This is a genomic window from Micromonospora globbae (assembly GCF_003610785.1).
Classification (GTDB): domain Bacteria; phylum Actinomycetota; class Actinomycetes; order Mycobacteriales; family Micromonosporaceae; genus Micromonospora; species Micromonospora globbae.
Genome location: NZ_RAQQ01000015.1, coordinates 156,204 through 181,421, shown reverse-complemented (window position 1 = coordinate 181,421; position 25,218 = coordinate 156,204). Strand labels below are relative to the sequence as shown.

The following is a 25,218-nucleotide window of genomic DNA, read 5'->3' as shown; positions in this document are numbered from 1 at the left end:
GTCACTCGCCGATGGTCACTGTCTCACGTTTCTCGGTCGCGCCCGAGACCTGGCTGCGGAGCTTGCGCAACGCCTCGGCCCGAGACGGACTCAGGATCAGGCTGTACGCACGGCGGCGGGCCTCCGCCTTGACGGCTGCCTGGAACTCCGGGTTGTCGAAGTACCGGCCGACGAACGCGGTGTTGCGGTCGTGGTTGCGGGCCACGATGTTGTCGAGTTCGGGATCGGCGACCTGGCCGAACCGTTCGATGTCGTTGTTGAGCGCGACCTGCTGCATCTTCTCGTCCTCGGCCAGCGAGATGATCTGCTGCACGAGCAGGATCTGGTCGGACGAGCTGAGGTCGTACCCGAAGCGCTCGTTGAGTTCCTCGATCACCTCGCTGAGCGGCTTCTCCTCGACCTGACGGGCGGCGCCGCCGTCGGGAGAGAAGCCGGGGATGAGGTGCGCACCGGACGGCTGCAGCGACAGGTCTTCCTCGCCGAGCTTGCGAATGCGCAGGTGACTCAGCGTCGTCTGGCCGATGTCCACGCCGGCGCCGGGCTCACGGGGCAGCCGCCGGAGCAGGAACCGGCTGTAGAGGTAGAGGCGTTCCAGGTCCGGGTCGGCGTAACCGACGACCTGGGCGAGGAAGCCGTACGCCCGGACGTAGTCGCTCACCGACGAGCGGAACTCCTCGGCGCGGTCCCGGTCGTCCTTGGCGAGTTCGGTGAACCGGTCGACCGCCGGCTCAAGGAACCGGTAGAGCGCAGCGTGCGCTTTCTCCAACTGCTCGGCGGTCGTCGAGGACTGCTCGGCGGCGAGCAGCGCCTCTGCGAACGCATCCATCTCGGACTCGACCAGCAGCTGATGGTCCATCACCTCGCGCTGCTTGTCGTAGAGCAGGTTCGGGTCGGTCGGCTCGGTGATGGTGGTCTCGAAGTACGGCTTGAACGCCTTCTGGATGTCTTCGGCCTTGTTGGCGAAGTCGAGCACGAAGACGTCGTCTTGCGTCTTGTCCGGATGGGTGCGGTTCAGGCGGGACAGGGTCTGCACGGCTGCCACACCGGCGAGCGGCTTGTCGACGTACATCGCCGCGAGCAGCGGCTGGTCGAACCCCGTCTGGTACTTCTCGGCGACGACCAGGATCCGGTACTCGGTCTGGTTGCGGGCCGCGGCCTGCGGATCGCCGATCTTCGTGTACGCGAACGCGTCCGGCAGCGCCGCCTCGGAGAAGCCGTTCAGCTTCGGCTCGGTGTAGTCGATGCCGTCGAGGGTGAGCGTGCCGGAGAACGCCACGAGCGGCGCGCAGTCGGTGATGCCACGCTTGTCGAGGTACTTACGCATCGCCTGGTAGAGGCGCAGCGCGTGCTCGCGGGAGCGGGTCACCACCATCGCCTTGGCCCGCCCGCCGATGCGCTCGCTGACCTCGGTACGGAAGTGCTCGATGATGATCTGCGCCCGTTGGTCCTGCGACTCGGGGTGCAGCTCGGCCGCCCGTACGAGTTTGGCCTTGGCCTTCTTGGGGTCGACCTCCGGGTCGGCGGTCTCCGCGGCCTCGACCGCCGCGTTGGCCAGCCGCCACCGCGCCTCGTACGTGATGTAGTTGCGCAGCACGTCGAGGATGAAGCCCTCCTCGATGGCCTGGCGCATCGAGTAGACGTGGAACGGCTCCATCTGCCCGGTCTCGGGATTACGGGTGCCGAACAGTTCCAGCGTCTTCTGCTTCGGCGTGGCGGTGAAGGCGAAGTAGGACAGGTTGGCGTGCCTGCCCCGCGCCAGGGCAGAGGCGGTCAGCAGGTCGCCGTCGGCGTCGATGTCGTCCGAGCCGAGCCGACCGAGCGCCTTCTTCAACGCGTTCGCCGACTCCCCCGACTGCGACGAGTGCGCCTCGTCAATGATCACCGCGTACCGGCGCTCGCCCAGCTTGGCGACCTTGTCGAGCACGAACGGGAACTTCTGCAACGTCGTGATGATCACTCGGGCGGTCGAGCCGGTGAGGGCGTCGGCGAGCTGCTGGGAGTCCTCGTCGATCTTCTTGACCACGCCGGCCACGTGGTCGAACTGGAAGATCGTGTCCTGCAACTGCCGGTCCAGCACGACCCGGTCGGTGATGACGATGGCCTTCTCGAAGACCGGTCGGTTGTTCGCGTCGTGCAGGTTGGACAGCCGGTGCGCCAGCCAGGCGATGGTGTTCGACTTACCCGAGCCGGCCGAGTGCTCGATCAGGTAGTTGTGGCCCGCACCGTGACGTGCGGCGTGGTCGACCATCCGCCGCACGGCGTGCCACTGGTGGTAACGCGGGAAGATCAATGGGCTGGCGTGCGGGTTGGGCTTGCCCTTCTTCGGCACCTCGACGTGCACGAACCGTTGCAGCAGTTCGAGGAAGTTGTCCCGCTGCCACACCTGCCGCCAGAGGTAGGAGGTCTGGTAGCCGTCGGCCGGAGCCGGCGGGTTGCCCGCACCGCCGGACACCCCAGGTCCGTTCGAGCCCACGTTGAAGGGTAGGAACCGGGTCCGTTCCCCGGCCAGCCGCGTCGTCAGGAAGACCAGGTGCGGGTCGACAGCGAAGTGCACGAGGGTACGCCGCGCGAAGATCAGCTCCTTCGGGTCGCGATCCTTGCGGTACTGGCGCTTCGCGTCCTCTACGTCCTGCCCGGTGAGTGTGTTCTTCAGCTCCGCCGTGGCGATCGGGATGCCGTTGACGAACAGGCCCAGGTCCAGCTCGTCGGCCGTCTTCGCCGAGTACCGCAACTGCCGGACCACGGTGAGCCGGTTCGCCTGGTACTCGTCGAGCGCGCCGACGGCGAGAGTGTGGCCGGGCCGGAAGTAGCAGAGTTGGATGGTGACGCCCCGGTCCTTCACCCCGTTGCGGAGGACGTCGAGCACACCCCGCTTGTCGATCTCGACCGCGACGCGCTTCGCGAACTCCCGCTGGGCGGTGGGCAGATCGCCGTAGGCGGTGATGAGCCTCTCGAACTCCTTCTTCTGGGTCGCCCCGATGAAGGTGTCCAGTTCGCCGGTGTCAAGGCCGAGGTCGGGCCGGTAGCCGTTGGACAGCCCCCGGTGCCAGCCGTGCCCGAGGAGTTCGGCCTCTATGGTTTCCTCAAACGCCTGCTCGTTGTAGACGTGCGCGCTCACGGCAGATCGACCCCCTTCGCAGTTGTGACATCGAACTGCCCGGTCACGGACGCCGTGATCAACGCCTGCCGCCTTTCCGCAAGCAGCGCCCTCTGCCTCTCTTGCGCATCTAGCAAATCCTGCAGCAATACCCAATCTCGATCGATATCCGCAGCAATAGCGCGCTGCCTCTCAGGGGCAGGCGACCAGACGGGGAACGCTTTCAAGAAGTCATTGTTAATAATAGGCAAGGTAGTAAAGGGTGCAAGTTGCCGCAACTCATCAGTGACGGCGTAAAGTTGCCAGGCCAAGAAGCGCGCGTGAACTTCCGGCTGGAAGGTAAGCGCAGTCAATTGCTGGTTTCCAGTTCCATCTCTATCAAGGTACGCAACACGTCCCGCCGTCGCCCCGATGCCGACGATAACAACCGAATCTACAGGGAACCGTGGAACGCTCCGCTTGACCGCACTTGGATCTATCGACCTTTCTGCCGATCCAAGCGAGACGCCGGATAAAAAGGAACCAGGAGTGTACCAAGGAACACCCTTTTCGACGAACAGGTCAGTTTGATCAGCCCGTGGTGTTGCCCCGGTTTTGATGCGAGCTAGGATGCGGCGAAGCGGGATGAATCGTTCATCGCCGCTCTCTCGAGTCGACTGCCGAACCGACTCATCGAACCGCTGCAGGAGCAGGCTAGCCCATCGGCTTCGAAGCTCTATGAACGTGTCGATGCGGGCGGTTTCGGCGTCGAGGAAGTCGGCGATCCGCCGCTGCTCCTCAATCGGCGGCAGCGGAACTGGAGCGTCCGCGAGCCGCTCCCTGTTCAATTCGATTTGATTCGTAGCGCCGACCACCAATGCGGCGTAGATATAATCCTGGAATTGCTGGGCGCGCATCCAGTAGTATGCGTAGCGTGGATACAGCCTCGAAGGCAGAAACCGCGCTATTGACACATGACCGTCCGCCATGCAAGGAATACCGTCGGGCGATCCCCTGAAATAGCCGACTCGACCGAGAGTGCCAGTCCCAGTAGAGTTGACAATAACATCGTGTGGGTAGAGAAGACCTTTCAGGCGCGCAGGATCGCCTGAAAAGTTGTGGAATCTGGTGCGGGACCAGTCCAACCCACCGTCCTGATTGGCTGCTTGACTAATCGCTCGCACGGCCCCTACATCGACATAGTCAGGCGCAGTTCCCCGATTCAGGAACGATGTAACGTGCTTGAGCCTCGATGCCGACCATGTCACAGGAAGCGAAACGCCGAGCACATCGGTCACTTCGTCACCTCGGTAAGGAGTTCCTGAATCTCAGCTTCGAGTGCCTTAAGTTCGGCGTCGATCTCGGCCAGTGGCCTTGGCGGCTTGTACACATAGAAGTGGCGAGTGAACGGGATCTCGTACCCGATCTTTGTCTTGCTCTCGTCGATCCACGCCTCGGGGACGTGCGGCCGTACCTCGCGCTCGAAGTACTCGTGGATGTCCTCGGCTAGCGGGACGTTCTCGTAGTCGCGCAGGTCCGGGTCCGGGACGACCTCGCCCTTGACCTTTTGCACCTCACCGTCCGGGTCGCTGATGGAGACGCTGTCCAGGATGGCCTTTCCGGCGGCACCTGATGGCCACAGCGCGCCACCGGCCACCGCCGCCGCGTGGAGCGCGTCCTTGGCCTCGGCCTTGGTGCGCCACACGGTGCCGAGCAGCGGCTTGAACGCGCCGATCAGCTCGTCACGGTGCGCGTACCGCGACAGGGGTTTGCTCTCCGCGAGCGCGGCAAGGGTCTCCTCGGTGATCTCGAAGCGGAGCTTGAGCGGCCGCTCCACGGTGATCCGCTGGTAGCCGAAGTCCGTGGCCTGGAAGACCTTGACCTTGCCGTGGTCCGGGTGCGACTCGTCCGCCGCAATGGTGAGCGCCTGGCCGTAGAGCCGGGTGATGTACGCGATCTGCTCCTCGGAGATCATCTTGCGCTTGTCACCGAGGCTCTTGCGCATCTTGACCCACTGGTCCCGGGCGTCGAGCAGGATCACCTTGCGCTTGAGGTTCTCGGCCTTCCGGTTGGAGAGGATCCAGAAGTACGTGGAGATGCCGGTGTTGTAGAAGAGCTGGTCGGGCAGGCCCACGATGCCCTCGAGCAGGTCGTTCTCGAGGATCCAGCGGCGGATGTTCGACTCGCCGGACTCCGCGGCGCCGGTGAAGAGCGGCGAGCCGTTGAAGACGATGGCGATGCGGGACCCGCCCTTCTCCGGCGACTCCATCTTGGAGATCATGTGCTGCAGGAAGAGAAACGAGCCGTCGTTGATGCGCGGCAGGCCAGCGCCAAAGCGGCCCGCGTGCCCGAGCTTGGCCTCGGCCTCGACCTCGTCCTTCACCTTCTTCCACTCCACCCCGAAGGGCGGGTTGGCCAGCAGGTAGTCGAACCGCCGGCCCTCGTGGCCGTCGTCGCTGAACGAGTTGCCCAGGTGGATGTTCGACGGGTCCTGGCCCTTGAGCATCAGGTCGGAACGGCAGATGGCGTATGACTCGGGGTTCAGTTCCTGACCGAAGAGGCGCACCGTCGCGTTCGGGTTGAGCGAGGTGATGACCTCCTCCGCCGCCGAGAGCATGCCGCCGGTGCCGCAGGCCGGGTCCAGGACGTTGATCACCGGAGCTCCGGTGAGGTGTCCGCTGTCCGGCCCGATGAGCAGGTTCACCATGAGCTTGATGACCTCGCGCGGGGTGAAGTGCTCACCGGCGGTCTCGTTCGAGATTTCGGAGAAGCGCCGGATCAGTTCCTCGAAGACGTAGCCCATCTGGTGGTTGTCGACCCGCTCCGGGCTGAGGTCGATGTCCCGGAACTTCTGCACCACCGGATAGAGCAGCTTGGCCGACTGCAGGCGCGCGATCTGCGTGTGAAAGTCGTACTTGTCGATGATCTCGCGGGCGTTCGGCGAGAAGCCGTTGATGTAGTCGGTGAGGTTCTTCGCCACGTCCGGGGCGGACGCCCCGATGGTCTCGAAGCTCTGCTTGGACGTGTTGTAGAACGGCAGGCCGGCGGCGAGCCGGAGCAACTGGTCCTTGTTGGTGAGCTTCAGCGAGGCGTCGCGATCCCACACCGCCTGCCTGGTCGGCGCCATGACGCAGTCCAGGCGGCGCAGCACGGTCAGCGGCAGGATCACCTTGCCGTACTCCGACTGCTTGTAGTCACCGCGCAGGAGGTCGGCGACCGACCAGATGAAGCCGGCCAGGCTCTGGTGGGTACTCACGTAACAGCTCGCTTTCACTACTCGTCGGGCGCGCGAGCGCCCCTGGTCCCAGCAAAGTCAATCCAGTTGGGGAGTCTTACGGTAGTCACGCCACCGCGAATGGTGGCAGCGCAACATCGGTCACGGCTGCTCCTCGTCCGGTGGAAGCAGCGCTCCGCCGGTCAGGCCGACGCCGAGGGCGTCGGCGGCCTCCTCGGCGAGCCGGCTCACCGTGTCGGCCGCGTCGCGTAACTCCTGCACCTGCCGGAACGCGCGCCCGTACCGTTGCTGGTCGGCCAGCGTCATGACCGGCACCTGCAGCCGGCGGACATCGACTCGCACGATCGTGCTCCCGGTGGCGGCCGCGTTGACGTTCTCCTCCGCGCTGAGGAAGCCCGCGAGGAACCACGGATCCAGGCGCTGCGGGTCGGGGCGGAGCAGGAGATGCTGCCGGCCCAGCGGTCGGCCATCGTCGGCGGCATCGGCGACGCGGGCGCGGTACGGCCGGGCGAACAGCTCCGGCAGGATGACATCCCCCGCGCGGATCTCGACGTCCGAGTCGAGAGTGGCCGCCCGACCGGAGGGAACAGCACGCAGCAATGCCAACGCCCCGCCTCGGAGCAAGTCCGCGACCGCAGTCGTGCGCCAGGTTTGCGGTTGTTTGCCGGAGGCGGTCCACCGTTCACCCCGCTCCGTCACGCTAATCAGTGCGTCCGCCGCGTGTCGCAGCTCGGCGCGCTGGCGCCGTACCTGCCGCATGTGGTCTGCGGGCCGGATGGCCGTCGTGACCGACTGAACGTGCCGGGCCGGAGCGAGGTCCGTCGGCCCGGCGAGCAGGTCGACGACCGGCACCGCCCGCGCCACGGAGGGGACGGCCTCGAACACCCCTTTCCCGTACGCCGTCCAGGCGCTGACCACGGCCTCGCGGACGTTGTCCCAGCCCTGCCGGCCTGGTCCGGCGGCGTCGACGAAGAGCACGGTGTCCGGTGCCGTCTGAGATTCGCCATCCGGTCGCGTCAGGACCCACAGGTTCAGGCCGACGTGCGGGGGTGGTGCAGCCCCCGCCGGCAGCGCGATCACCGCCCGGAGCGCCCGACTCCTCACCAGCTCCGCTCTGATGCGGCGGCCGGAGGTGCGTTCGGCGGTCGCGGGAGGCATCAGCAGGACTGCACGACCACCGGGTGCGAGGTGTGCGAGGCAGTGCTGGACCCAGGCCAGCTCGGGCTCACCTTTGGGTGGCAGGCCATAGGCCCAACGCGGGTCGTACGCGAGGGCCTCCTGGCCCCAGTCGCGGTTCCCGTACGGGGGGTTGCACAGCACTGCGCCGGCCCCCAGGTCCGGGAAAGCGTCGTCGCGCAGGCTGTCGCCACTGCGGATGTCGGCTTTCGCGTGGCGGTGTTGCAGACCGAGCCGGGTCGCGGCCTGCGCCGCCTGGGCGGGCAGCAGATCCTGCCCATACAGCCGGCGAGCCCCATGCCGGGCAGCTGCGGCAAGCAGCCCGCCGATTCCGCAGGCCGGGTCGTACACGTCGGAGGGGAAGTCCCCGTCGGCGCCGGGCAGCAGATCGGCCATCAGATCCGCCACCGCCGCCGGCGTTCGGTACGTACCTGTCGAATCGTCGGTGCCTCGCTCGGCGAGAATGTCGGCGGCCACCAGGGCGCCGCCGGCTCGCACGCACCGCAGCAGCGCCCGCAGCGCCATCGCGTCGTCACGGCCGTACGCCACCGCGCCTCCCGCAAGGTCGGTGGCACGCCGGATCAGGTCCTCGTCGGGCAGGTCCAGGGTCCTGCCGAGGTTCGCAGGGTCGAGCCGCTGCGCCGCGAGCACGAGCGGTAGCAGGCGTGTCGGTTCCGCCGTATCTGGGCGTTCACGCAGAGCCGCTCGCAGATCCTCCGCCGGCGTCTCGGCAGGCAGCTGACCTCGCGCGCTGAGCCAGGAACGGACCGCGTCCAGGTCGTACGCCGGGCTCGTCTCAGTCCCGCCAGAGGGTGACGGGAAGTCGGCGTGGCGGCGGCGCCAGTTGCTGACGGTCGCCCGGCTGACGCCGGCCATGCGGGAGATCTCCGCGGCGGTGACCTGTGGCATGTCGACTCCTCGGTTGACGGCCGGTCACCGCAACCCTAGGGCAGCCGGCCATTCATGGCAACATCGCGATTGACAGTGTTTTCACGCGATGCTTTACTGGCGTTGCTTTCGCTCCACGTGATGCGGCGCGATCACTGTTCATCCCCCTGCGGCGTCGCTGGGCGATGCCACACCCCACTCAGGAGAAGCCAATGCGCAAGACCACGACCCTCGCTCTCTTCGCCACCGCCGTCGTCGCCCTGGGCTGCGGCGCCGGCGCCACCGACAACGCGAGCAGCTCCAGCAGCGACGAGGGCGGGGCCAAGGGCGACGAGAAGGCGGCGAAGACCGCGAAGATCGGCCAGGCGGCCCGGGACGGCAAGTTCGAGTTCACGGTGAAGTCGTCAAAGTGCGGCGTCGCCAAGGTCGGTAGCGATCTGATCGGCGACAAGGCCCAGGGCCAGTTCTGCCTCATCACGGTCAACGTGAAGAACATCGGCAAGGAGCCGCAGACCCTCGTCGACAGCAGCCAGAAGGCGTACGCCGCGGACGGCACCGAGTACTCCACGGACTCCGAGGCCGCGATCTACGCCAACAAGGACCAGCAGACCCTGTTCAACGAGATCAACCCTGGCAACCAGGTGACCGGCGTCCTCGTCTTCGACATCCCCAAGAAGGCCAAGCTCGCCAAGCTCGAGCTGCACGACTCGCCGTTCTCCGGCGGCGTCGAGGTCTCCCTCTCCTGATCGACCACCCGTCCCGGGGCGGGCGTCACCGCCCGCCCCGCCTCCCCCTGTTCACACGAGGAGAACGAGGAGAACGCCGTGAGCGACCCGAACGTCCCCCTGACGCCCGACCAGGGCACCCACCAGGCCGGCGTGCCGCCGCAGCCGTCGCCCGCCTTCCCGCCGGGTCCGACGGCGCCTCAGCATCCGGCCCCGGGTTTCCCCGCCCCGCCGAACGCGGCCCGTCCCACGAAGTCCAACGCCCGTGCCCTCGTCGTCGGGGGCGCCGCCCTCGTCGTCGCGCTCTGTTGCGGAGGCGCCGCCATCAACGCGATCAGCGGGGACGACGATGGTGAGCCGACGCCCAGCGCCGCCATCTCGACGAGCCCCAGCGCCGCCGCACCCACCACCGCCGCGGCACCGACGACCGCGGCGCCGACCACGGTGGCGCCCACGTCGGCCGCCCCGGCGACGACGGAGCCCACGCCCACCACGGCACCGCCCACCCCCAAGCCGAAGGTCATCAAGGGACGCGGCGACGACGTCGTACGCATCCGCGAGCTGACCGACCTGGCCGTCGTGAAGTTCACCTGCAAGTGCACGAGCAACACGGTGCTGCGGAGCGACGGAGACGGGCTGCTCGTCAACGAGATCGGCGCGTACAGCGGCAAGCGGTGGATCAACCTGGAGGACGGCTCGCTGACCACCCAGTTCGAGATCGAGGCGAGCGGCTCGTGGACCCTGACGATCGGGTCCGTCGACCAGCTGGCCACCAAAGCCCCGACCGGGAAGGCCTCGGGCACCGGCGACGACGTGGTGGTGCTGGGTGGCGACGCCACCGCCGCCAAGATCACGCACCGTCGGGGCGACTCCAACTTCGCCGTCCACGCCTACTCACTCGAGACGGGAGAGGGAGGCCTACTGGTCAACGAGATCGGCGCCTACTCCGGGGTGCGGCCGTTGTCCGCTCCCGCCCTCGTCCAGATCACCGCCGACGGCAACTGGACGATCGCCCCGGCCTGATCCCGCCACCGGCATCGGCATCGGCATCGGCATCGGCATCGGCATCGGCATCGGCCGCACCGCACCGCACCACCGTGGCCGGCATCCGCCACCACGTCCTGCCCCCTCCACCACCCGTCACGACACGTCAGGAGGTGCCGTGCGTCCCGACGAGTTCCTTCGCGCCCTGGAGCTGCTCCCCGCTCCCCTGCACGACCGCGTCCTCGCCCTGCGCACCTACGTCAGGCCGCGGTGTTGCGAGTCCTGCACCACGATCGGCGACGCCGTCCGGCTGGCGCTGACGGCCGCCCGCTACGACGAGTTCGGCGAGGCGGCACGCCTGCTCGACACCGCCGAGCGGCTCGCCGCCCGCCACGACCTGGCCTGCCGGCCGCACCACGAGTCCGCGCACCAGCCGGGCCGTGGGCAGGTCCGCCGCTGGGCGGCGGCGTCCGGGCCGGTGATCGCCGCGACCGACGCCAGCTGGAAGGGGCGTGCCGGCGGGATCGGGTACGTCGCCAGCGACGGCCGGTACGGTCTGCGCGGCCGCCGGTCGGGGCGGGGCGATCCGACCGGCTGCTCGCGGGTGCTGGTCAGCGAGCTGCGGGCGGTCGAGTTCCTGCTCACCGCGTACGACACGCCGCCGGCCGGCATGACCGTGCTCGTGGACTCCGTGCCGGCGCTGGCCTTCCTGCACCGCTGGCAGGGCGGCGAGACGGAGTCCATGCCCGCCGGCTACGACCTGCGCCCCCGCCGTTCCGGGATGAAGCCGACACTGGTGCGGCTCGCCGAGCTGGTGGCCGGGCGCCCTGACCTGATGTTCACCCACGTCAAGGCGCACGCCTACCACTGTCTCAACGAGGCCGCCGACGGCCTCGCGCACATGGCACGCCGCCGCGTCGAGGAGCGGTTCGACGTACGCGAGCGGGCGCACGGCCTCGTCGAGGCGTTCCTGCGCGACTGGCACGCGCTGGCGGCCTGACACCACCACCACGAGCGGACCGGCCCACGCCCCCAAGTCCTCCCCCGCCCACGTCAGCCGGAGGTCTCATGACCCGCACCGATCCCCTGGTCGAGCTGATCTTCAACCGGCTCGCCGACGAGCACGTGCCCACCGCCACCGCCGAGCTGGTCCTCGCCGCGCTCTGCGGCGACGACGACCTGGCCGCCGCCCTGCGCGGCGACGCGCCGAGCCTGACCCTGGACACCCCGGGCGACCGGGAGTCCTCGGCGCAGATCTGGCTCTCCGCGATCACCGTGGCCGGTTTCCGCGGGGTGGGCCCGGAGCGCACCCTGCCGATCGGGCCGGGCCCGGGCATCACCCTGGTCGTGGGTCGCAACGGGTCGGGCAAGTCGAGCTTCGCGGAGGCCGTCGAGCTGGCGCTGACCGGCGACAGCGCCCGCTGGGCGGACCGCACGAGCATCTGGCGTACGGGGTGGCGCAACCTGCACAGCCCGGACCCGTGCTGGATCGAGGTGCAGCTGCGGGTCGACGGGGTGGCCCGGCCGGTGACGGTGTCCCGGTCGTGGCCGCTCGGCGCGGGGCTCGCCGACGCGGAGGTGTCCGTCACGAGCGAGCAGGGGCGGCACGCGGACCTGGCCGAGCTGGGGTTGGCGCGTCCCCTGGCCCTGTACCGGCCGTTCCTCACCGCCGCCGAGCTGGGCCGGCTCGCCGCCGGCACGCAGAGCCAGCTCTTCGACGCGATCTCCGCGATCCTCGGCCTGGAGGCGGTCACCGACGCTGACCAGCGGCTGATGGCCGCCGCCCGGCCCGTCGAGGGCGTCGTCAAGGAGGTACGCGCGCAGCGCGCCGCCCTCGCCGCGCGTCTGGGCGAGGTGGACGACGACCGGGCCCGCCGGGCCGCCGCTCTGCTGACGGGGCGCGGCGCGGTCGACCTGACGGCGCTGGCCGCGATCCTCGACGAACCGGACGACGTCACCGCCGACGGCCCGCTGCGGGTGTGCCGGGCGCTGGCCGGGCTCACCGTGCCGGCCCCGGAGGCGGTGACGGACCTCGCCGCCCGGCTCGTGGACGCGGAGGCGGAGGTACGGCGGCACGACGGCGGGCGGTCGCGGGCCGCGCTGCGCAGCGCGGAGCTGCTGCGCCTGGCCATCGAGCACCACGAGGACAGCGGCGACGGCCCCTGCCCGGTGTGCGCGGCGGGCCGGCTCGACGACGAATGGCGTTCGGCGGCGGCGGCCTCCCTGGTGCGGCTTCGGGACCGCAGCCTCGCCGCGCAGGCCGCGGGCGCGCGGCTCGACGCGCTGGTGCGGCAGGCGCGGCACCTGGTCGACGATCTGGCGGTGCCCGAGGGCGACGCCGTGGAGGTGCCGCTCGACGGGCTGCGCCAGGCGGTCCCCGAGCTGCGGCGGGCGGTGGCGGCGCTGCGGGAGCTGCCCGGGGAGCCGGCGGAGCTGGCCGCGCATCTGACCGCCCGGTACCCGGCGGTTGTGGAGGCGGCGCGGGTCGTCCGCGCGTACGCCGAGGATTTCCTGCGGCAGCGCGACACCGGTTGGCGGCAGGCGGCGGCCGAGCTGCGGGCCTGGATGGACGCCGCGGCCCGGCTGCCGGAGCGGGAGGCGACCCTCGGCCGGCTGAAGGCGGCCCGGAGCTGGTTGAAGGCCACGGCGGCGGACGTGCGCAACGAGCGGCTGGCGCCGTTCGCGGAGCACTCGCAGCGGATCTGGTCGCAGCTGCGGCAGGAGAGCAACGTCGAGCTGGGCGCCATGAGGCTGGAGGGGAACAACACCCGGCGGCGGGTGGTGTTCCCGGTGAGCGTGGACGGCGCCGACAACGGCACCGCGCTCGGGGTGATGAGCCAGGGCGAGATGCACGCCCTCGGTCTGGCGACGTTCCTGCCGCGCGGCTGCGCGCCGGAGAGTCCGTTCCGGTTCGTCGTCGTGGACGACCCGGTGCAGAGCATGGATCCGGCCAAGGTGGACGGCCTCGCCCGGGTGCTCGCCGAGCTGGCCGAGCAGCGGCAGGTCGTGGTGTTCACGCACGACACGCGGCTGCCCGACGCGATCGGCCGGCTCGACCTCGGTCGCGCGCGGATCGTCGAGGTGACCCGGGCGGAGCGGTCGGTGGTGACGCTGCGCACCGGCTCGGACCCGGTGACCCGCTACCTCGACGACGCGTACGCGCTGGCGCGCAACGACGAGATCGCCGCCGAGGTACGCGGACCGGTGATCGCCGAGCTGTGCCGCTCGGCGGTCGAGGCGGCCTGCCACCGGACGGTCTGGCGGAGGCGGGTGGCGCGCGGGGTGCCGCACGTCGACATCGAGAAGGCCATCGAGGACGCGTCCCGCCGGGTCGCCACGATCGTGGCCCTCGCGGTGTTCGACGACGCCGACCGGGGCGGTGACGTGCTCGGCTGGCTCAGCCGCCGGCACGGGCCGCGGGCCGTGACCGCGTACAAGGCGTGCCGGGAAGGGGTGCACGGGGCGTACCTGGCGGACCTGCCCGGACTGGTCGCGGACGTCCGCCACCTCGTGGGGGTGCTGTCGTGACGCGGCCGGCGGCAGCCGGGCGGAGCCCGTCGCCGCAGCGCTGTCTGGCGGCGGCCGACCAGTTGCTGCGCGGCGCCGGCGCGCTCGGCGCCACCGCGGTGACCGCCGGATGGTGGCCGCGGGCCTGCGCCTGCCTCATCCGGCTCGCTCTCGAAGGCGGGATCGACGCCTACTGGCGGCGGGTCAAGCCGACCGTGGCCGCCTGTCGGCAGGGCCGCGCCAAGCAGCTCATGCTGCGGGGCCGGCTCGGCCCGGGCACCGAGACGGCCCGGCGGGTGGCGTTCGCCTGGGCGACGCTGTCCGCCGCGGCGCACCACCACTGCTACGAGCTGGCGCCGACGGCCGCGGAGCTGCGCCGCCTGCACACGGAGGTGGCCACCCTGCTCACCCGGCTCCAGGACGCCGGCCCGTCGCGCGCGACGTGACCCGATCGGTTCCGTACACCGAGCGTTCCCGTGCCTGCCACGCTCGGTTGATCATGTGGTCGGCTCCGCTTCCTACGGTCGGCGACCATGACTGTCCATTCCGCATCATCGCCGGGCGGCCGGGCGACGAAGATCCTCGCCGCCCCGAGACTCGCCGCCACGCGTACCCGGGTCGCCGCCGTCGCCGCCGCGCTCGCCGTCACCGGTGCCGCCGCCGCGGTGGCCGTCGCGACCTCGTCGCCGGCCACCGCGAAGCCGGGCGACGTGGTCGTCTCGGAGAACTTCTCCTCGGGGTCGCTGCCCGCCGGCTGGAACGCGGTCGACGGGACGTGGAAGGTCGAGAACGGCCGGCTGTACGGGACGTCGGCGAGCGCCAGCGCGAACAACAAGATCACGTTCGGGCGGTACCTCAACGACTTCCGGTTCGAGGCGACCATGCGTTTCGAGTCGGTGCAGGCGGCGACCCGCTGGGCGTCGCTCGGCATCGACGTGCCGGCCGACGGGGCGACGCCGTGGTGGATCGCCACCATGCGCAGCGGCAGCACGGCCTCCAACGGTCTCGAGTTCGCCCAGCGGACCACCGGCAACGCGTGGGTCGTCACGAACACCGCCTCCGCGCCGTACGCCGCCGGCACCGGCCGGGACGTGCGCGTCGCCGTCGAGGTGCACGGCAACCAGGCCCGCTGGATCTTCGACGGGCGCGAGATGATGCGTACGAGCAGCCTCCAGCGCTCCGCCAACGGCGTGCAGGCGCTGTTCGTCAACGGCGGCACCGTCTCGTACGACGACGTGGTCGTCACCGAGCTGCCACCGAACGGGTTCCTCCGCCCGGAGGGCAGCCCGCTCACGGTGATCGCGCATCGGGGCGCGTCGGCGGCCGCGCCGGAGAACACCCTGGTCGCGCAGGAGATCGCGCGCAAGGGTGGCGCCGACTGGATCGAGAACGACGTGCAGCCGAGCAAGGACGGGATCCCGTTCGTGCTGCACGACGGCACCGTCGACCGGACCACCGACGGGACCGGCAACATCCGCGACCTGACCGCCGCGCAGATCAAGGCGCTCGACGCCGGTTCGTGGTTCGCACCGCAGTACGCGGGCGAGCGGGTCCCGACGCTGGCCGAGCAGCTCGCCGACCTGCGTACGCGGGGCGGGAACCTGCTGCTGGAGATCAAGGGCCGGCACACGAAGGACGAGGTCGCGAAGATCGTCCAGGTGGTCCGCGACCAGCAGATGACGGGCCGGGTCTTCGTCCAGAGCTTCGAGGTCGACGCGCTGCGCTACACGTACGAGCTGGCGCCCGAGCTGCCCCTCGGCCTGCTGCGCAGCAGCCTCGACGCCGACCCGGTGGCGATCGCCCGCGAGCTGCACCTCACCGCGTACAACCCGGACGGCAACGCGCTGCTGGCCAAGCCGGAGATCGTGGCCCCGCTGCACGCCGCCGGTGTCGCGGTCATGGCGTGGACGATGGACTCCGCCAGCCTCTGGCAGCGGCTGGAGCGGATCGGCGTCGACGGGGTGATCACCAACCGTCCCTCCGAGCTGGTCGGGTGGAACTCCGCGTTCCAGCAGCGTCCCAGCGCCGAGCCGACCGTGGCGATCACCTCGCCGGCCGACGAGGCGCGCCTCGACCGGGCCCAGTCCCCGGTCGTCGCGGTGGCCGCGACCAACGCCGAGACCGTCACCGTCACCGTCGACGGGGTGAAGACCGAGGTCGGGCGTGCTCTCGACCTGCGTACGCTGGCCGCGGGTGAGCACACGATCCGCGCCGAGGTGACCGGTCCGGAGGGTACGGCGACCGCCACGAGCACCTTCACGGTGACGCCGAGCCAGGCGGGCCTGGGCTACGTGATCCTCACCTCCGGCGCCAAGCAGTCCGCGCTCACCGCGATGACGGCGCTGCTGAGCCAGGGCCAGTACGCGGCGCTGGCCACGTACGCGACGGTGCAGGCCGGCAAGCAGGTGCCGCCGGACGTCGCCGGCGTCATCGTCGCCGACGCCCGGGCGCTCGCGCAGAAGTAGTTTTCGCACCACCGGTCCCCGCCGTCTGCTCCGACGGCGGGGACCTTCCTTTCGATGTGGGTGGGCGCGGCCGATCCCGGCGGTCTGCCGTTCGGGCTCCGGGAACCCGCCGACGGACGTGGGCGGCCGTGATCCCGACGAGCGGCACGCTGCCCAGGACGAAGTAGGTGTCGATCGCGGCGCCGGCGCGCCCGGACGACGAGCAACGCGCTGCGGGACACACGCCCCGGCTGCGGGCGTCGAGGGGGCCGATGCCGGACGCTGGGACGGTGACAGAACCCGCTCGGTGGCCGGGACGGTCGACGCCCTTCGGGATGGAGCGCGATCCCTCCCGGCTCGTGGCGTTCAGCGACGCGGTCATCGCCATCGCCGTCACCCTGCTCGTCCTGGAGATCCGGCCGCCGCAGGACACCCGCCATCTCGCCGACGGCCTGGCCGCACTCTGGCCGTCGTATCTGGCCTACGCGGTCACCTTCATGCTCATCGGGCAGGTGTGGGCCAACCATCACGTCATGTTCGACCAGATCCGCGTCGCCGATCGGATGGTGCTGTTCCTCAACACCGTGCTGCTGATGGACATCGCGTTCCTGCCGTTCGCCGCGTCGGTCCTGGCCCAGGCGTTCCGGGACGGACACGGGCAGCGCGCCGCCGTCGTCCTCCACGGCCTCACGTTCGGGCTGGCGGCGGTCCTGTTCAACGCCATCTGGGGCCACGTACGGCGGCACCGCCGGCTGCTCGCGACGACGATCGACCTCGCCGGCGCGAAGGCCCTCGGTCGGCGTTTCCGGCTCGCCCTCACCTGGATCGCCACCGGCACCGTCCTGGGTGCGCTGTTCCCTCCTCTCGGCGTGGCGGTGATCGCGATGTTCATCCCGTTCTACTGGCTGCCGATCCGGGGCGAGACCGCCAGGGACCGGACGTAGGGCAGAGGTCCGGAGATTGGGATCAGGCGGCGATGTCCAGGCGGACGACAGCCCCGATCTCGACGAGTTGGGCCGGTAGCGCCAGCTCCACCACACCGCTGACCGTACTGGTCGGACGGTGGTCGCCGAAGTAGCGGGAGTGCGCCGCGGCCACCGCGTCGAAGTGTTCGCGCAACCCCACGACGAGGACCGTGGTCTCCACGACCTGACGCCGGGAGGCACCGAAGTGCGCCAGCACCCTGTCGAGGTTGTCGAGCGTCGCGTTCACCTGGGCGTCGAAGTCGCCTTCTCCGACGAAGTTCCCTTCGGCGTCGTGCGCGAGCTGACCGGAGATGTAGACCGTGTCGCCGACCTGCATGGCCTGGCTGAACCCGTACAGGCCCTCCCAGGGAACGTCATAACTGAACGACGTGACCGTGGCGCTCAAGGCTCCTCCGTCGGGATCGAGTCGGGGTGCGTCCGCGCGCACCGGCATCGACCCATTGTCACCCGCCGCACCGTGTCGGTGACGCCGAGATGGCGGCAGAGCCGCGAATTGCCGCAGCGCGGCTCGCCCAGTCAGGATCCGTCCGGCGTCGGCTGACGCAGGGACGCCGCGTCGTCCCCGGCCGTCGATTCGTCCGCCGACGGCTCCCCGGTCGGCTCCTCGGTCGGCTCCCCGGTGGGGTCCGCGCTGGGCTCGTCGGTCGGTTCCACGGTCGGGCCGCCGGTCGTTCCGCCCGTCGGCGGACCGGTCGGGTCAGCCGAAGCGCTGCCGGAGGTGGTGGGATCCGGCGAGCCGCTTTCACCCGTGGGCGTAGCGCCCGTGGTACTCCCAGCTGCGGGGCGGGTGGCCGTCGGGCTGGCGGATCCGGGCGCGCGAGTCGGCACGCCGGCAGACGTGCGCGCGACCGGCTCACCGCCACCGGCGCCAGGGCCAGGTTCCACCTGCGCGGGCCGGGTCGACGGCGACACCGTGGGAGAGACCGCGGACGGCTCCGACAGTCGTCCGGTCCGGTCCGACATCGTCCCGGCCGGGTCGGCGAGCGCCAGGACGGCGGCCGCGGCGGCCAGCGAACCGAGCAGCACCGCGACCTTGGTGGGTTCCCGGCCGACGAGCCGGCGGGGCGTACCGCTGGAGGTCGGCTGTCGCGGGGTGAGGGCAACGGTCGGCGGTTCGCTCCACGCCGCCCGAACCGTGGGGCTCCCCGGCCGGGCGTACGAGTCCGCGAGGGCCTGCGCCGCGCCGGCCATCGCGGCCGCCGTCGGGAACCGGTCGGCGGGTTCCTTGGCCATCGCGGTGGCCACGAACTGCCGGAGCTCCGCCGGGACGTCCTCGGGCAGCGGCGGCGGCTCGTCCTCGAGGTGTCGCAGTGCGACCGTGACGGCGTTGTCTCCCTGGTAGGGCGGTCGACCGGCGAGGCAGTGGTAGGTGACGGCGCCCAGCGCGTAGATGTCGATGGCGGGGGTGGTCTCGTTCCTGGCCACCTGCTCGGGGGCCATGTAGAGGGGGGTGCCGACGACCTTGTTCGCCGCGGTGAGGCTTACGGCCTCCTGCGTGACGGCGACGCCGAAGTCGACGAGTACGACGTGCCCGTCCGGCTCGATGATGAGGTTGTTGGGCTTGACGTCGCGGTGCACGACGCCGGCGCGGTGGGTGGCGTCGAGGGCGCGGGCCGTCTGCGCCGCCATCGACATCGTCTCGGCCGGGTCGAGCCGCCGCGCCTCGGCGATCCGCGCCGCCAGGGGCTGTCCCTGCACGCACTCCATGACGATGTAGGCGAGGGCCGGCTCGCCGGGCAGTGACACTTCGCCGTAGTCGTAGACCTGGGCGACACCGGGATGACGCAGGGCCGCCATCGCCCGCGCCTCGCGACGGAACCGTTCGCCGAACTCGGCGTCGGTGACCAGGCGGGAGTGCAGCGTCTTGACGGCCACGCAGCGGCTCAGCGTCTCGTCCACGGCCCGCCACACGTCACCCATACCGCCGCTGGCGATCTTCTCCTCCAGGCGGTAACGGCCTCCGACGACTTGCCCCTCTCTCGGCATAGGGGAACCCGTACCCCGGACTCGCCGATCTCACGCACGCCTCCTGCCCGAAGCCGTCGGCGCGTGGGAAAGGCGTGTCAGCGGCAGTCGCGGACACCGGGTGCCGGAGCACGCCTGGCGTGCTCCGGCACCGGTCGGGAGCCGGCCGGCACCGGCTCGCCGTCATCTCCTCACAGGTGGGCCCGCAGGTACTCGCCGGCCGCGATCAACTGGGTGCGCGCCGGCTGGTCGGCGACGGCGTCGGCGAACGACGCGTACCGGTCCAGCGCCGCCTCGGCCTGCGGCTCCTGCCCGGCCTTCACCAGGCGCTCGGCCACCTTGAGCTGGCTCTTCATGGCAGCCGCGCGGTGCTGCGGGACGAGCCCCTCCTCCTGGTACCGGTCGACCAGCGCGACCGTGTTCGCGTACGTCGCGACCACCTCGAACGACGCCGCCGACTCGGTGACGTTGCCGGCCTTGTCGGTGGCCACCGCGGTCACCCGGTGGGCGCCCGCGGTCGGGGCGACCGGCCCGCTGACCGGCGTGCCGTCGAGCGTGACGACCACCGACGCGACACCCGAGGCCGGGTCCTTCGCGGATGCCGTGATCGGCAGCCGCTCGCCCAGCTCGTAGGAGCCGCCGTCGGTGACCCCGCCGAACGACACGACCGGGGCCGTGGCGTCGACCCGCAGCGACACGACCGACTCCGTCGAGACGTTGCCGGCCTCGTCGACCGCCCGGAACCGCAGCTCACGCGTGCCGTCCCCGGTCACCCTCACCGGCTCCCGGTAGTCGGTCCACTCGCCGTCGCCGATCCGGTACGAGATCCGCACCGGGCCGCGGTCGTCCGTCCCGGTGGCCGAGACGGTGACCGGCGAGACGTACCAGCCGTTGTCGCCGTTCGGTGCGGCCGGGTCGACGGCCACCGACACCGACGGCGCCACCGTGTCGACCACCCGGAAGTAGTCGAACGCCACCGTCACCGGCGACACCTGCTCCGGTCCGAGCGCCATGAGGCCGAACGAGGTCATCGGCGCGTCGTTGGTCACCGGGTCGCCGAGGGAGGTCCAGGTGACTCCGCCGTCGCTGATCTCGGCCGAGTAGGTGTTCCCGGTCCGCTTCAGCCGCAGGTCGTACCAGCCGCTCTCGGTCGCCTCGGCGACGTCGATCGACCGGTTGCCGCCGTTGCCGAACTGGCCGTTGCGCTCGGACACCAGCTCGGCCCGCAGGTCGGTCGGCGCGCCGCTGGTGTTCGTGGCCACCACGTCGAACTTCACGTAGTTGTCGTCGTCGGCGTACACGAGGAACCCGGCCAGCTGCCAGCGGTGCAGCATCGTCGGCGTCAGCCGGGTCTGGATGGTCCAGTCCCCGTCGGGCAGGTCCTGGAGGACGAAGTTGCGCGGCGACTGGTTGGTGTCGCCGTTGATGTCGCCGGGCTGCGTCTCGATCCGCAGCTGGCCGTCGGTGACGGCGACCTTCGACGAGTCGTAGCGGACCACGGCGTTCCAGCGGCAGCCGTCGAGCGCGTCGCCGTCGAACTCGTCGCCCGGCGCCCGCACACCGTCGTCGCCCGTGTCGGGTGTGAGGGTGAAGTGGTCGAACACCGCGTCGACCGCGTGTGCCGCCGTGTCACCGGCGGCCATCAGGCCGATCGTGGCGCGTGGGATCACCGTCGCCTGGCCGGCCAGGGCCGTCCAGGTCTCGCCGTCGGTCGAGTACGCGGCGGTCAGCTTCGACCCGTCGCTGGTCAGCCGCAGGTGCACGGCCGGCGGGAAGTCCGCCGGCACGGTCACGTTGGCGTGCCACGTGCGGGTGCCCGCCGCCTCCGTCTGGAACTCGAGCAGCCGCCCGCCGGACGAGTTGCGGGTGAACGCCAGCTTCACGTAGTCGTTGTCGCCGCCGTGCATCAGCAACCCGGCGTGCTGCCACTCCCGGGTGTGCGCGAGGGACACCTTCGTCCGCACCGTCCACGACCCGGGCCGCGCCGGCTGGCCGACGTAGCTGATCGGGCCGGTCGCGGCCTCGTTGATGTCACCGTTGGTGACCGGCAGCACGAGCGTGCCGTCCGCGACCCGCACCGGCAGGTCCGGCGCGTGGCGCACCACCGTCCAGCGGGTGGTGTTCAGCGCGTCGCCGTCGAACGGGTCGGAGCCGGTGACGAGGCAGCCCGGTCCCGGTTCCGGCTCGGGGTCCGGTCCGGGGTGGATGGCCCTGTCCACCAGGCTGAACCCGGTGAACTCCACCTCGCTGGTGGCCGTGGCGCTGTGCGCGGTCACCGCGAGCCCGATGTCCTGCGGGCTCGTGGCGCCGGGCAGCGTCACGGGGTCGCCGACGCGGGTGAACGTGACGCCGTCCTTGCTCCAGTAGCCGTAGTACCGGGCGCCGTCGCGCACGATCCGCACCCACGCCGGGTAGCTCGTCGTGCTGGCGCCGGTGCTCGCGTCGAGCTGCCCGTTGCCGTCGGTGTCGCGCAGCCACTCGAAGCCGAGCCCGGCCCGCATCGTCATGGCCGCGTAGCCGGGCGACGTGCCGGGCCGGGTGATGTCGTTGCGGACGATGAGCCCGGCCTTGGCGGAGGCGTTGGAGTTGCCCTGCCGCGCGATCTTCACGGTGGCCGTCCACTGGTTCCCGGCGGCCGCCGGGAGGTACACCGAGCCGTACTGGTCGGTGCCCTGCCACATGTTCGCGCCACCGGAGGTGACGACCCAGGTGTCGGTGTCCGGCCGGTCGAACGTGGCGTTGGTGTTGCTGAACGTCTGCCAGTCGCCGTAGAGGTCACCGACCTCCACCTCCACGATGCGTGAGGTGGTGGTGGCGCCCTTGTCGTTGGTGGCGACCGCGGTCAGCCGGTAGCGCTTCTCGGTCGTGGCGTTCCAGGTGACCGCGTACGGCGCCGTGGTGTCCACGCCGATCGAGGTGTCGTCGACGAAGAACTCGACCTTCGTGATCGTGTTCTCCGCGTCGGAGGCGTCCGCGGTCACCGCGATGGCGCCCGGCTCCAGGTCGTCGTCCGGTCCGGGTGCGGTCACCGTGACCTTCGGCTTGGTCGTCGGGGACACACCCTTGCCGTCGGCCTCGATGAAGTTCAGCCGCCGCTCGCCGGCGCCCGGGAACACCACGTACAGGGTGAACGTCTCCCCCGGGTCGCTTACCTGGACGGGTACGTCCACGTAGCGGCCGGCGGTGGTCGCCGGCACCTGCGCGGTGCCCAGCAGCGCGCCGTCGGGAGCGCCGCGGCGCAGCTCGACGGTGCCCGCGCTGGTCGCGGCGGCCCGCAGGACGAGCCGGTCCACACCGCGCAGGTTCACCGGGTCGTACGACGCCCACGCGCCGTTGGCGCCGGTGATGGCGTTCGCGTGGCCCTCCACGTCCCGTGCCGGCGCCACCGTGACGCCCTGCGAGGCGTCGAAGAACTCCGCCTCCCGCTGCTTGGGGAACAGCAGCGTCGTGTGGGATCCGGTGAGCGCGGGGATGCCACCCGGGCCGCCCGAGTCGGTGTAGCGCCCGTCGAGGGCGTAGAAGACGTTCATGTCGTCGCTGTGGCCGCCGCCCAGGGCGGTGACCACCGAGCCGGTCCGCCCGTGCAGCGGGTCGGCCGGGTGGGCGTGCTCGTCGTGGCCGAGCGCCGGTTGGATCACCACGTCGGCGTCGTCGATCTGGGCGTCCTCGGCGTCGGTGACCGACAGGTTCCAGCTGATCTCGTCACCGAAGTCGAAGAACGCGCCGTTCGGCGGCGCCTCGAAGCGCACCTGCGGCCGGGTGTTGCCCACCGTGATCGGCACCGTCGTGGTGCCGGTCTTGCCGTGCGGGTCGGTGACCGTGAGCCGCGCGTTGTAGACGCCGTTGTCGGTGTACGTGTGGGTGGGCGCCCGGTCGGTCGAGTCGACCGTGCCGTTGCCGTCGAAGTCCCACGCGTACGTGAGCGCCTCGCCCTCCGGGTCGGAGGAAGGCGCGCCGTCGAACCGCACCTCCAGCGGCGCCCGCCCGGAGTCCGGTGTGGCGGTGGCCTTCGCCTCCGGGGAGCGCGACCCGGAGATGTAGTCGACGCGGTACAGGCCCGAGTTCGGGTTGTCCCGGCCGAAGCCGCCGCCCCAGTCGAGCACGTAGAGGGAGCCCTCGGGGCCGAACTTCGAGTCGATCGGCGCGAGGAACTGCTCCTGCGGCAGGAACGGGTTGACCTTCTCCACGGTCCCGTTGGCGCCCGGGATGATGGAGTACATCTTGTTGCGGGACCACTCGTAGAAGAACGGCTTGCCGTCGTAGTACGCCGGGAACTTCGTGTCGGAGTCCAGGTCCGGGTCGTACTGGTAGAACGGGCCGCCCATCGGGGCGAGGCCGCCGCCCTGCGGGATGACCGACGGCACCGAGGAGCGTTGGTAGCCGTACCACATCTTCGCGGGCTTGGCCGGCGGCAGCTCCCGCAGGCCGGTGTTGCGGATCGAGTCGTTGACGGGGTTGTCGCAGTCGAAGTAGGCGCCGACGGTCACCGGGTTGGTGCGGTAGTCGACGTCGCGGAACGGCTCGTTGTCGCCCATGCACAGCGGCCAGCCGTAGAAGCCGGGCTCGGTGATGAGGTTCCACTCGGCGATGCCCGCCGGGCCGCGGTCGGGGTTGTCGCTGCCGTTGTCGGGCGAGTAGTCGGCCACGGCCAGCGCACCCGACTCGGGGTCGATGGCGAACCGGAACGGGTTGCGGAAGCCCATGGCGTAGATCTCGGGGCGGGTCTTCTCGGTGCCCGGCGGGAACAGGTTGCCCTCCGGGACGGAGTAGGTGCCGTCCGGCTCCGGGTGGATCCGCAGGACCTTTCCGCGCAGGTCGTTGGTGTTGGCCGAGGTGGCCCGCGCGTCGTGGAAGGTGCCGTCGCGCTCGGACAGCGGCGCGTAGCCGCCCGAGGGCTCGGAGTGCGGGTTCACGTCGTCGCCGACGCCGAGGTAGAGGTTGCCGTCGGGGCCGAAGTCCAGGCCGCCGCCGGTGTGCCCCGGCTCGTCGGGCAGCCGCCGCGCCGGCACCTCCAGCAGCACCTTCTCGCTCGCCCGGTCGATCTGCGAGCCCTCGCCGACGGTCAGCCGGGACAGCCGGTTGACGAAGTTGTCGGGGTCGGTGTCGTCGGCGCTCGCCGGCGAGTAGTAGACGTAGAGGTGGCCGTTGTCGGCGAAGTCCGGGTCGAGCGCGATGCCCAGCAGGCCGTCCTCGCCGCCGGAGTACACCGGGATGGTGACGGCCGTCGACGTGGTGCGGGTGCGCGGGTCGTAGACGCGGATCTCGCCGCGGACCAGCTCGGTGTAGAAGACCCGGCCGTCGGGCGCGATGTCCATGGCGTACGGGGCGGAGGTGTTCTGGTCCAGCGGGACGCGCTCGAACTTGTCCCACGTGGTGGCGCCGCAGTCGCCCTCGACCATGCCGGCCGCCCACTTCACCCCGCCGACGATGTGCTGCACGAGCTGCGGCTCACCGGTGTAGTGGGCGCCGAAGTGGCCCATGCCGGTCATCCAGGCACGGCCGCCGTCGTACGGCTTGCACCACGAGATCGGGTGGTCGTAGCCCATGGCGTTGCCGCCCGGGTCGTACGTCGTCTCGTCCATCGTGGCGAGCACGTGCGCGTCGCCGCGGACGTTGAGCGCGTAGTTGTACCACTCGTCGGCGCGTTCCCAGCGCTGCGGCAGGTGGCTCGTGGAGGGGTGGGTGTGGTCCTCGACGCGGACGGTGCCCGGCAGGCCGGGGCTGGTCCCGGTGGCGGCGTGACCGGGCATCAGCGTGCCGATCATGTTGTCCCACCAGGCGTAGTTGCCGCGCATGTCGGTGGCGTTGTGGATGGCCACGATGCCGTGACCGGCCTGCATGTAGCGTTCCATGGCCGCCTTCTGGTCGGCGGTCCACGGGTCGCCGGAGGCCTGGAACATCACGAGGGCGTCGAAGTGGGCGAGGTCCTCGTCGTTGAAGACCGACGAGTCCTCGGTGTGCTCGGAGGTGATGCCGGCCTCGGCGAAGGCCGCCTGCAGCACCGGGACGCCCTGTTCGATCGCCTCGGTGTGCCGGAACTGGGTGGTCTTCGTGAAGATCAGCACGTGGGCGTCGCCGTGCGCGCCCGGGTGGGCGGCGGCGGGCGACGGGCCGATCATGGACATCGCGAGCGCGGCGGCGACCGGCATCGCGAGCAGCCGTCCCCACCGGGGACGCCGGGTCACGTTCATGGGATGTGCAACCTCCCTGGGACGCGAGGAACTGATGCTGT

14 protein-coding genes are annotated in these 25,218 nt (G+C 70.6%); 7 read left to right on the top strand and 7 right to left on the bottom strand.

What is annotated here, in order from left to right; genetic code table 11:
* Position 1: 1 nt before the first annotated feature.
* The 4 genes from D7I43_RS20985 to D7I43_RS20970 form a co-directional block, all read right to left on the bottom strand.
* On the bottom strand, positions 2-3,118 hold the full coding sequence (locus tag D7I43_RS20985; protein ID WP_120330243.1) for a type I restriction endonuclease subunit R: 3,117 nt from the start codon (positions 3,116-3,118) through the stop codon (positions 2-4).
* Positions 3,115-4,374 carry a restriction endonuclease subunit S gene (locus tag D7I43_RS20980; RefSeq protein WP_120330242.1) on the bottom strand — a complete coding sequence of 420 codons (1,260 nt, stop codon included), beginning with the start codon at positions 4,372-4,374 and terminating at the stop codon, positions 3,115-3,117. The genes D7I43_RS20985 and D7I43_RS20980 overlap by 4 nt, the downstream gene beginning before the upstream one ends.
* Complete coding sequence (locus D7I43_RS20975; RefSeq protein ID WP_120330241.1) at positions 4,371-6,332, bottom strand: type I restriction-modification system subunit M; 1,962 nt, start codon at positions 6,330-6,332, stop codon at positions 4,371-4,373. The genes D7I43_RS20980 and D7I43_RS20975 overlap by 4 nt, the downstream gene beginning before the upstream one ends.
* 120 nt (positions 6,333-6,452) lie before the next feature.
* Positions 6,453-8,363, bottom strand: a complete 1,911-nt coding sequence (locus D7I43_RS20970) for an N-6 DNA methylase (RefSeq protein WP_420870227.1) — start codon at positions 8,361-8,363, stop codon at positions 6,453-6,455.
* A gap of 224 nt (positions 8,364-8,587) precedes the next feature.
* Here D7I43_RS20970 and D7I43_RS20965 point away from each other — a divergent pair, with 224 nt between their 5' ends.
* The 7 genes from D7I43_RS20965 to D7I43_RS20935 all read left to right on the top strand — a co-directional run bounded on the left by D7I43_RS20965 (position 8,588) and on the right by D7I43_RS20935 (position 16,979).
* Positions 8,588-9,121 (top strand): DUF4352 domain-containing protein, encoded by a 534-nt coding sequence (locus tag D7I43_RS20965; RefSeq protein WP_120330239.1) that lies wholly within the window; start codon positions 8,588-8,590, stop codon positions 9,119-9,121.
* A gap of 78 nt (positions 9,122-9,199) precedes the next feature.
* Positions 9,200-10,123, top strand: coding sequence for a hypothetical protein (locus D7I43_RS20960; RefSeq protein ID WP_120330238.1), 924 nt, complete (start codon positions 9,200-9,202; stop codon positions 10,121-10,123).
* 139 nt (positions 10,124-10,262) lie between these two features.
* Positions 10,263-11,084, top strand: a complete 822-nt coding sequence (locus D7I43_RS20955) for a hypothetical protein (protein WP_120330237.1) — start codon at positions 10,263-10,265, stop codon at positions 11,082-11,084.
* A gap of 68 nt (positions 11,085-11,152) precedes the next feature.
* On the top strand, positions 11,153-13,612 hold the full coding sequence (locus D7I43_RS34130) for an AAA family ATPase (RefSeq protein ID WP_120330236.1): 2,460 nt from the start codon (positions 11,153-11,155) through the stop codon (positions 13,610-13,612).
* Positions 13,609-14,037: a hypothetical protein gene (locus tag D7I43_RS20945; RefSeq protein ID WP_120330235.1), complete on the top strand. Its 429-nt coding sequence runs from the start codon at positions 13,609-13,611 to the stop codon at positions 14,035-14,037. The genes D7I43_RS34130 and D7I43_RS20945 overlap by 4 nt, the downstream gene beginning before the upstream one ends.
* A gap of 87 nt (positions 14,038-14,124) precedes the next feature.
* Complete coding sequence (locus tag D7I43_RS20940) at positions 14,125-16,056, top strand: glycerophosphodiester phosphodiesterase (protein WP_120330234.1); 1,932 nt, start codon at positions 14,125-14,127, stop codon at positions 16,054-16,056.
* Between the two features lie 314 nt (positions 16,057-16,370).
* Complete coding sequence (locus D7I43_RS20935) at positions 16,371-16,979, top strand: TMEM175 family protein (RefSeq protein ID WP_120330233.1); 609 nt, start codon at positions 16,371-16,373, stop codon at positions 16,977-16,979.
* A gap of 22 nt (positions 16,980-17,001) precedes the next feature.
* Here the strand turns inward: D7I43_RS20935 and D7I43_RS20930 are convergent, their stop codons facing one another.
* The 3 genes from D7I43_RS20930 to D7I43_RS20920 all read right to left on the bottom strand — a co-directional run bounded on the left by D7I43_RS20930 (position 17,002) and on the right by D7I43_RS20920 (position 25,177).
* Complete coding sequence (locus D7I43_RS20930) at positions 17,002-17,406, bottom strand: RidA family protein (RefSeq protein WP_204985251.1); 405 nt, start codon at positions 17,404-17,406, stop codon at positions 17,002-17,004.
* Between the two features lie 131 nt (positions 17,407-17,537).
* On the bottom strand, positions 17,538-19,007 hold the full coding sequence (locus tag D7I43_RS20925; RefSeq protein ID WP_120330231.1) for a serine/threonine-protein kinase: 1,470 nt from the start codon (positions 19,005-19,007) through the stop codon (positions 17,538-17,540).
* 170 nt (positions 19,008-19,177) lie between these two features.
* On the bottom strand, positions 19,178-25,177 hold the full coding sequence (locus D7I43_RS20920; RefSeq protein ID WP_120330230.1) for a ThuA domain-containing protein: 6,000 nt from the start codon (positions 25,175-25,177) through the stop codon (positions 19,178-19,180).
* Positions 25,178-25,218: the final 41 nt, after the last annotated feature.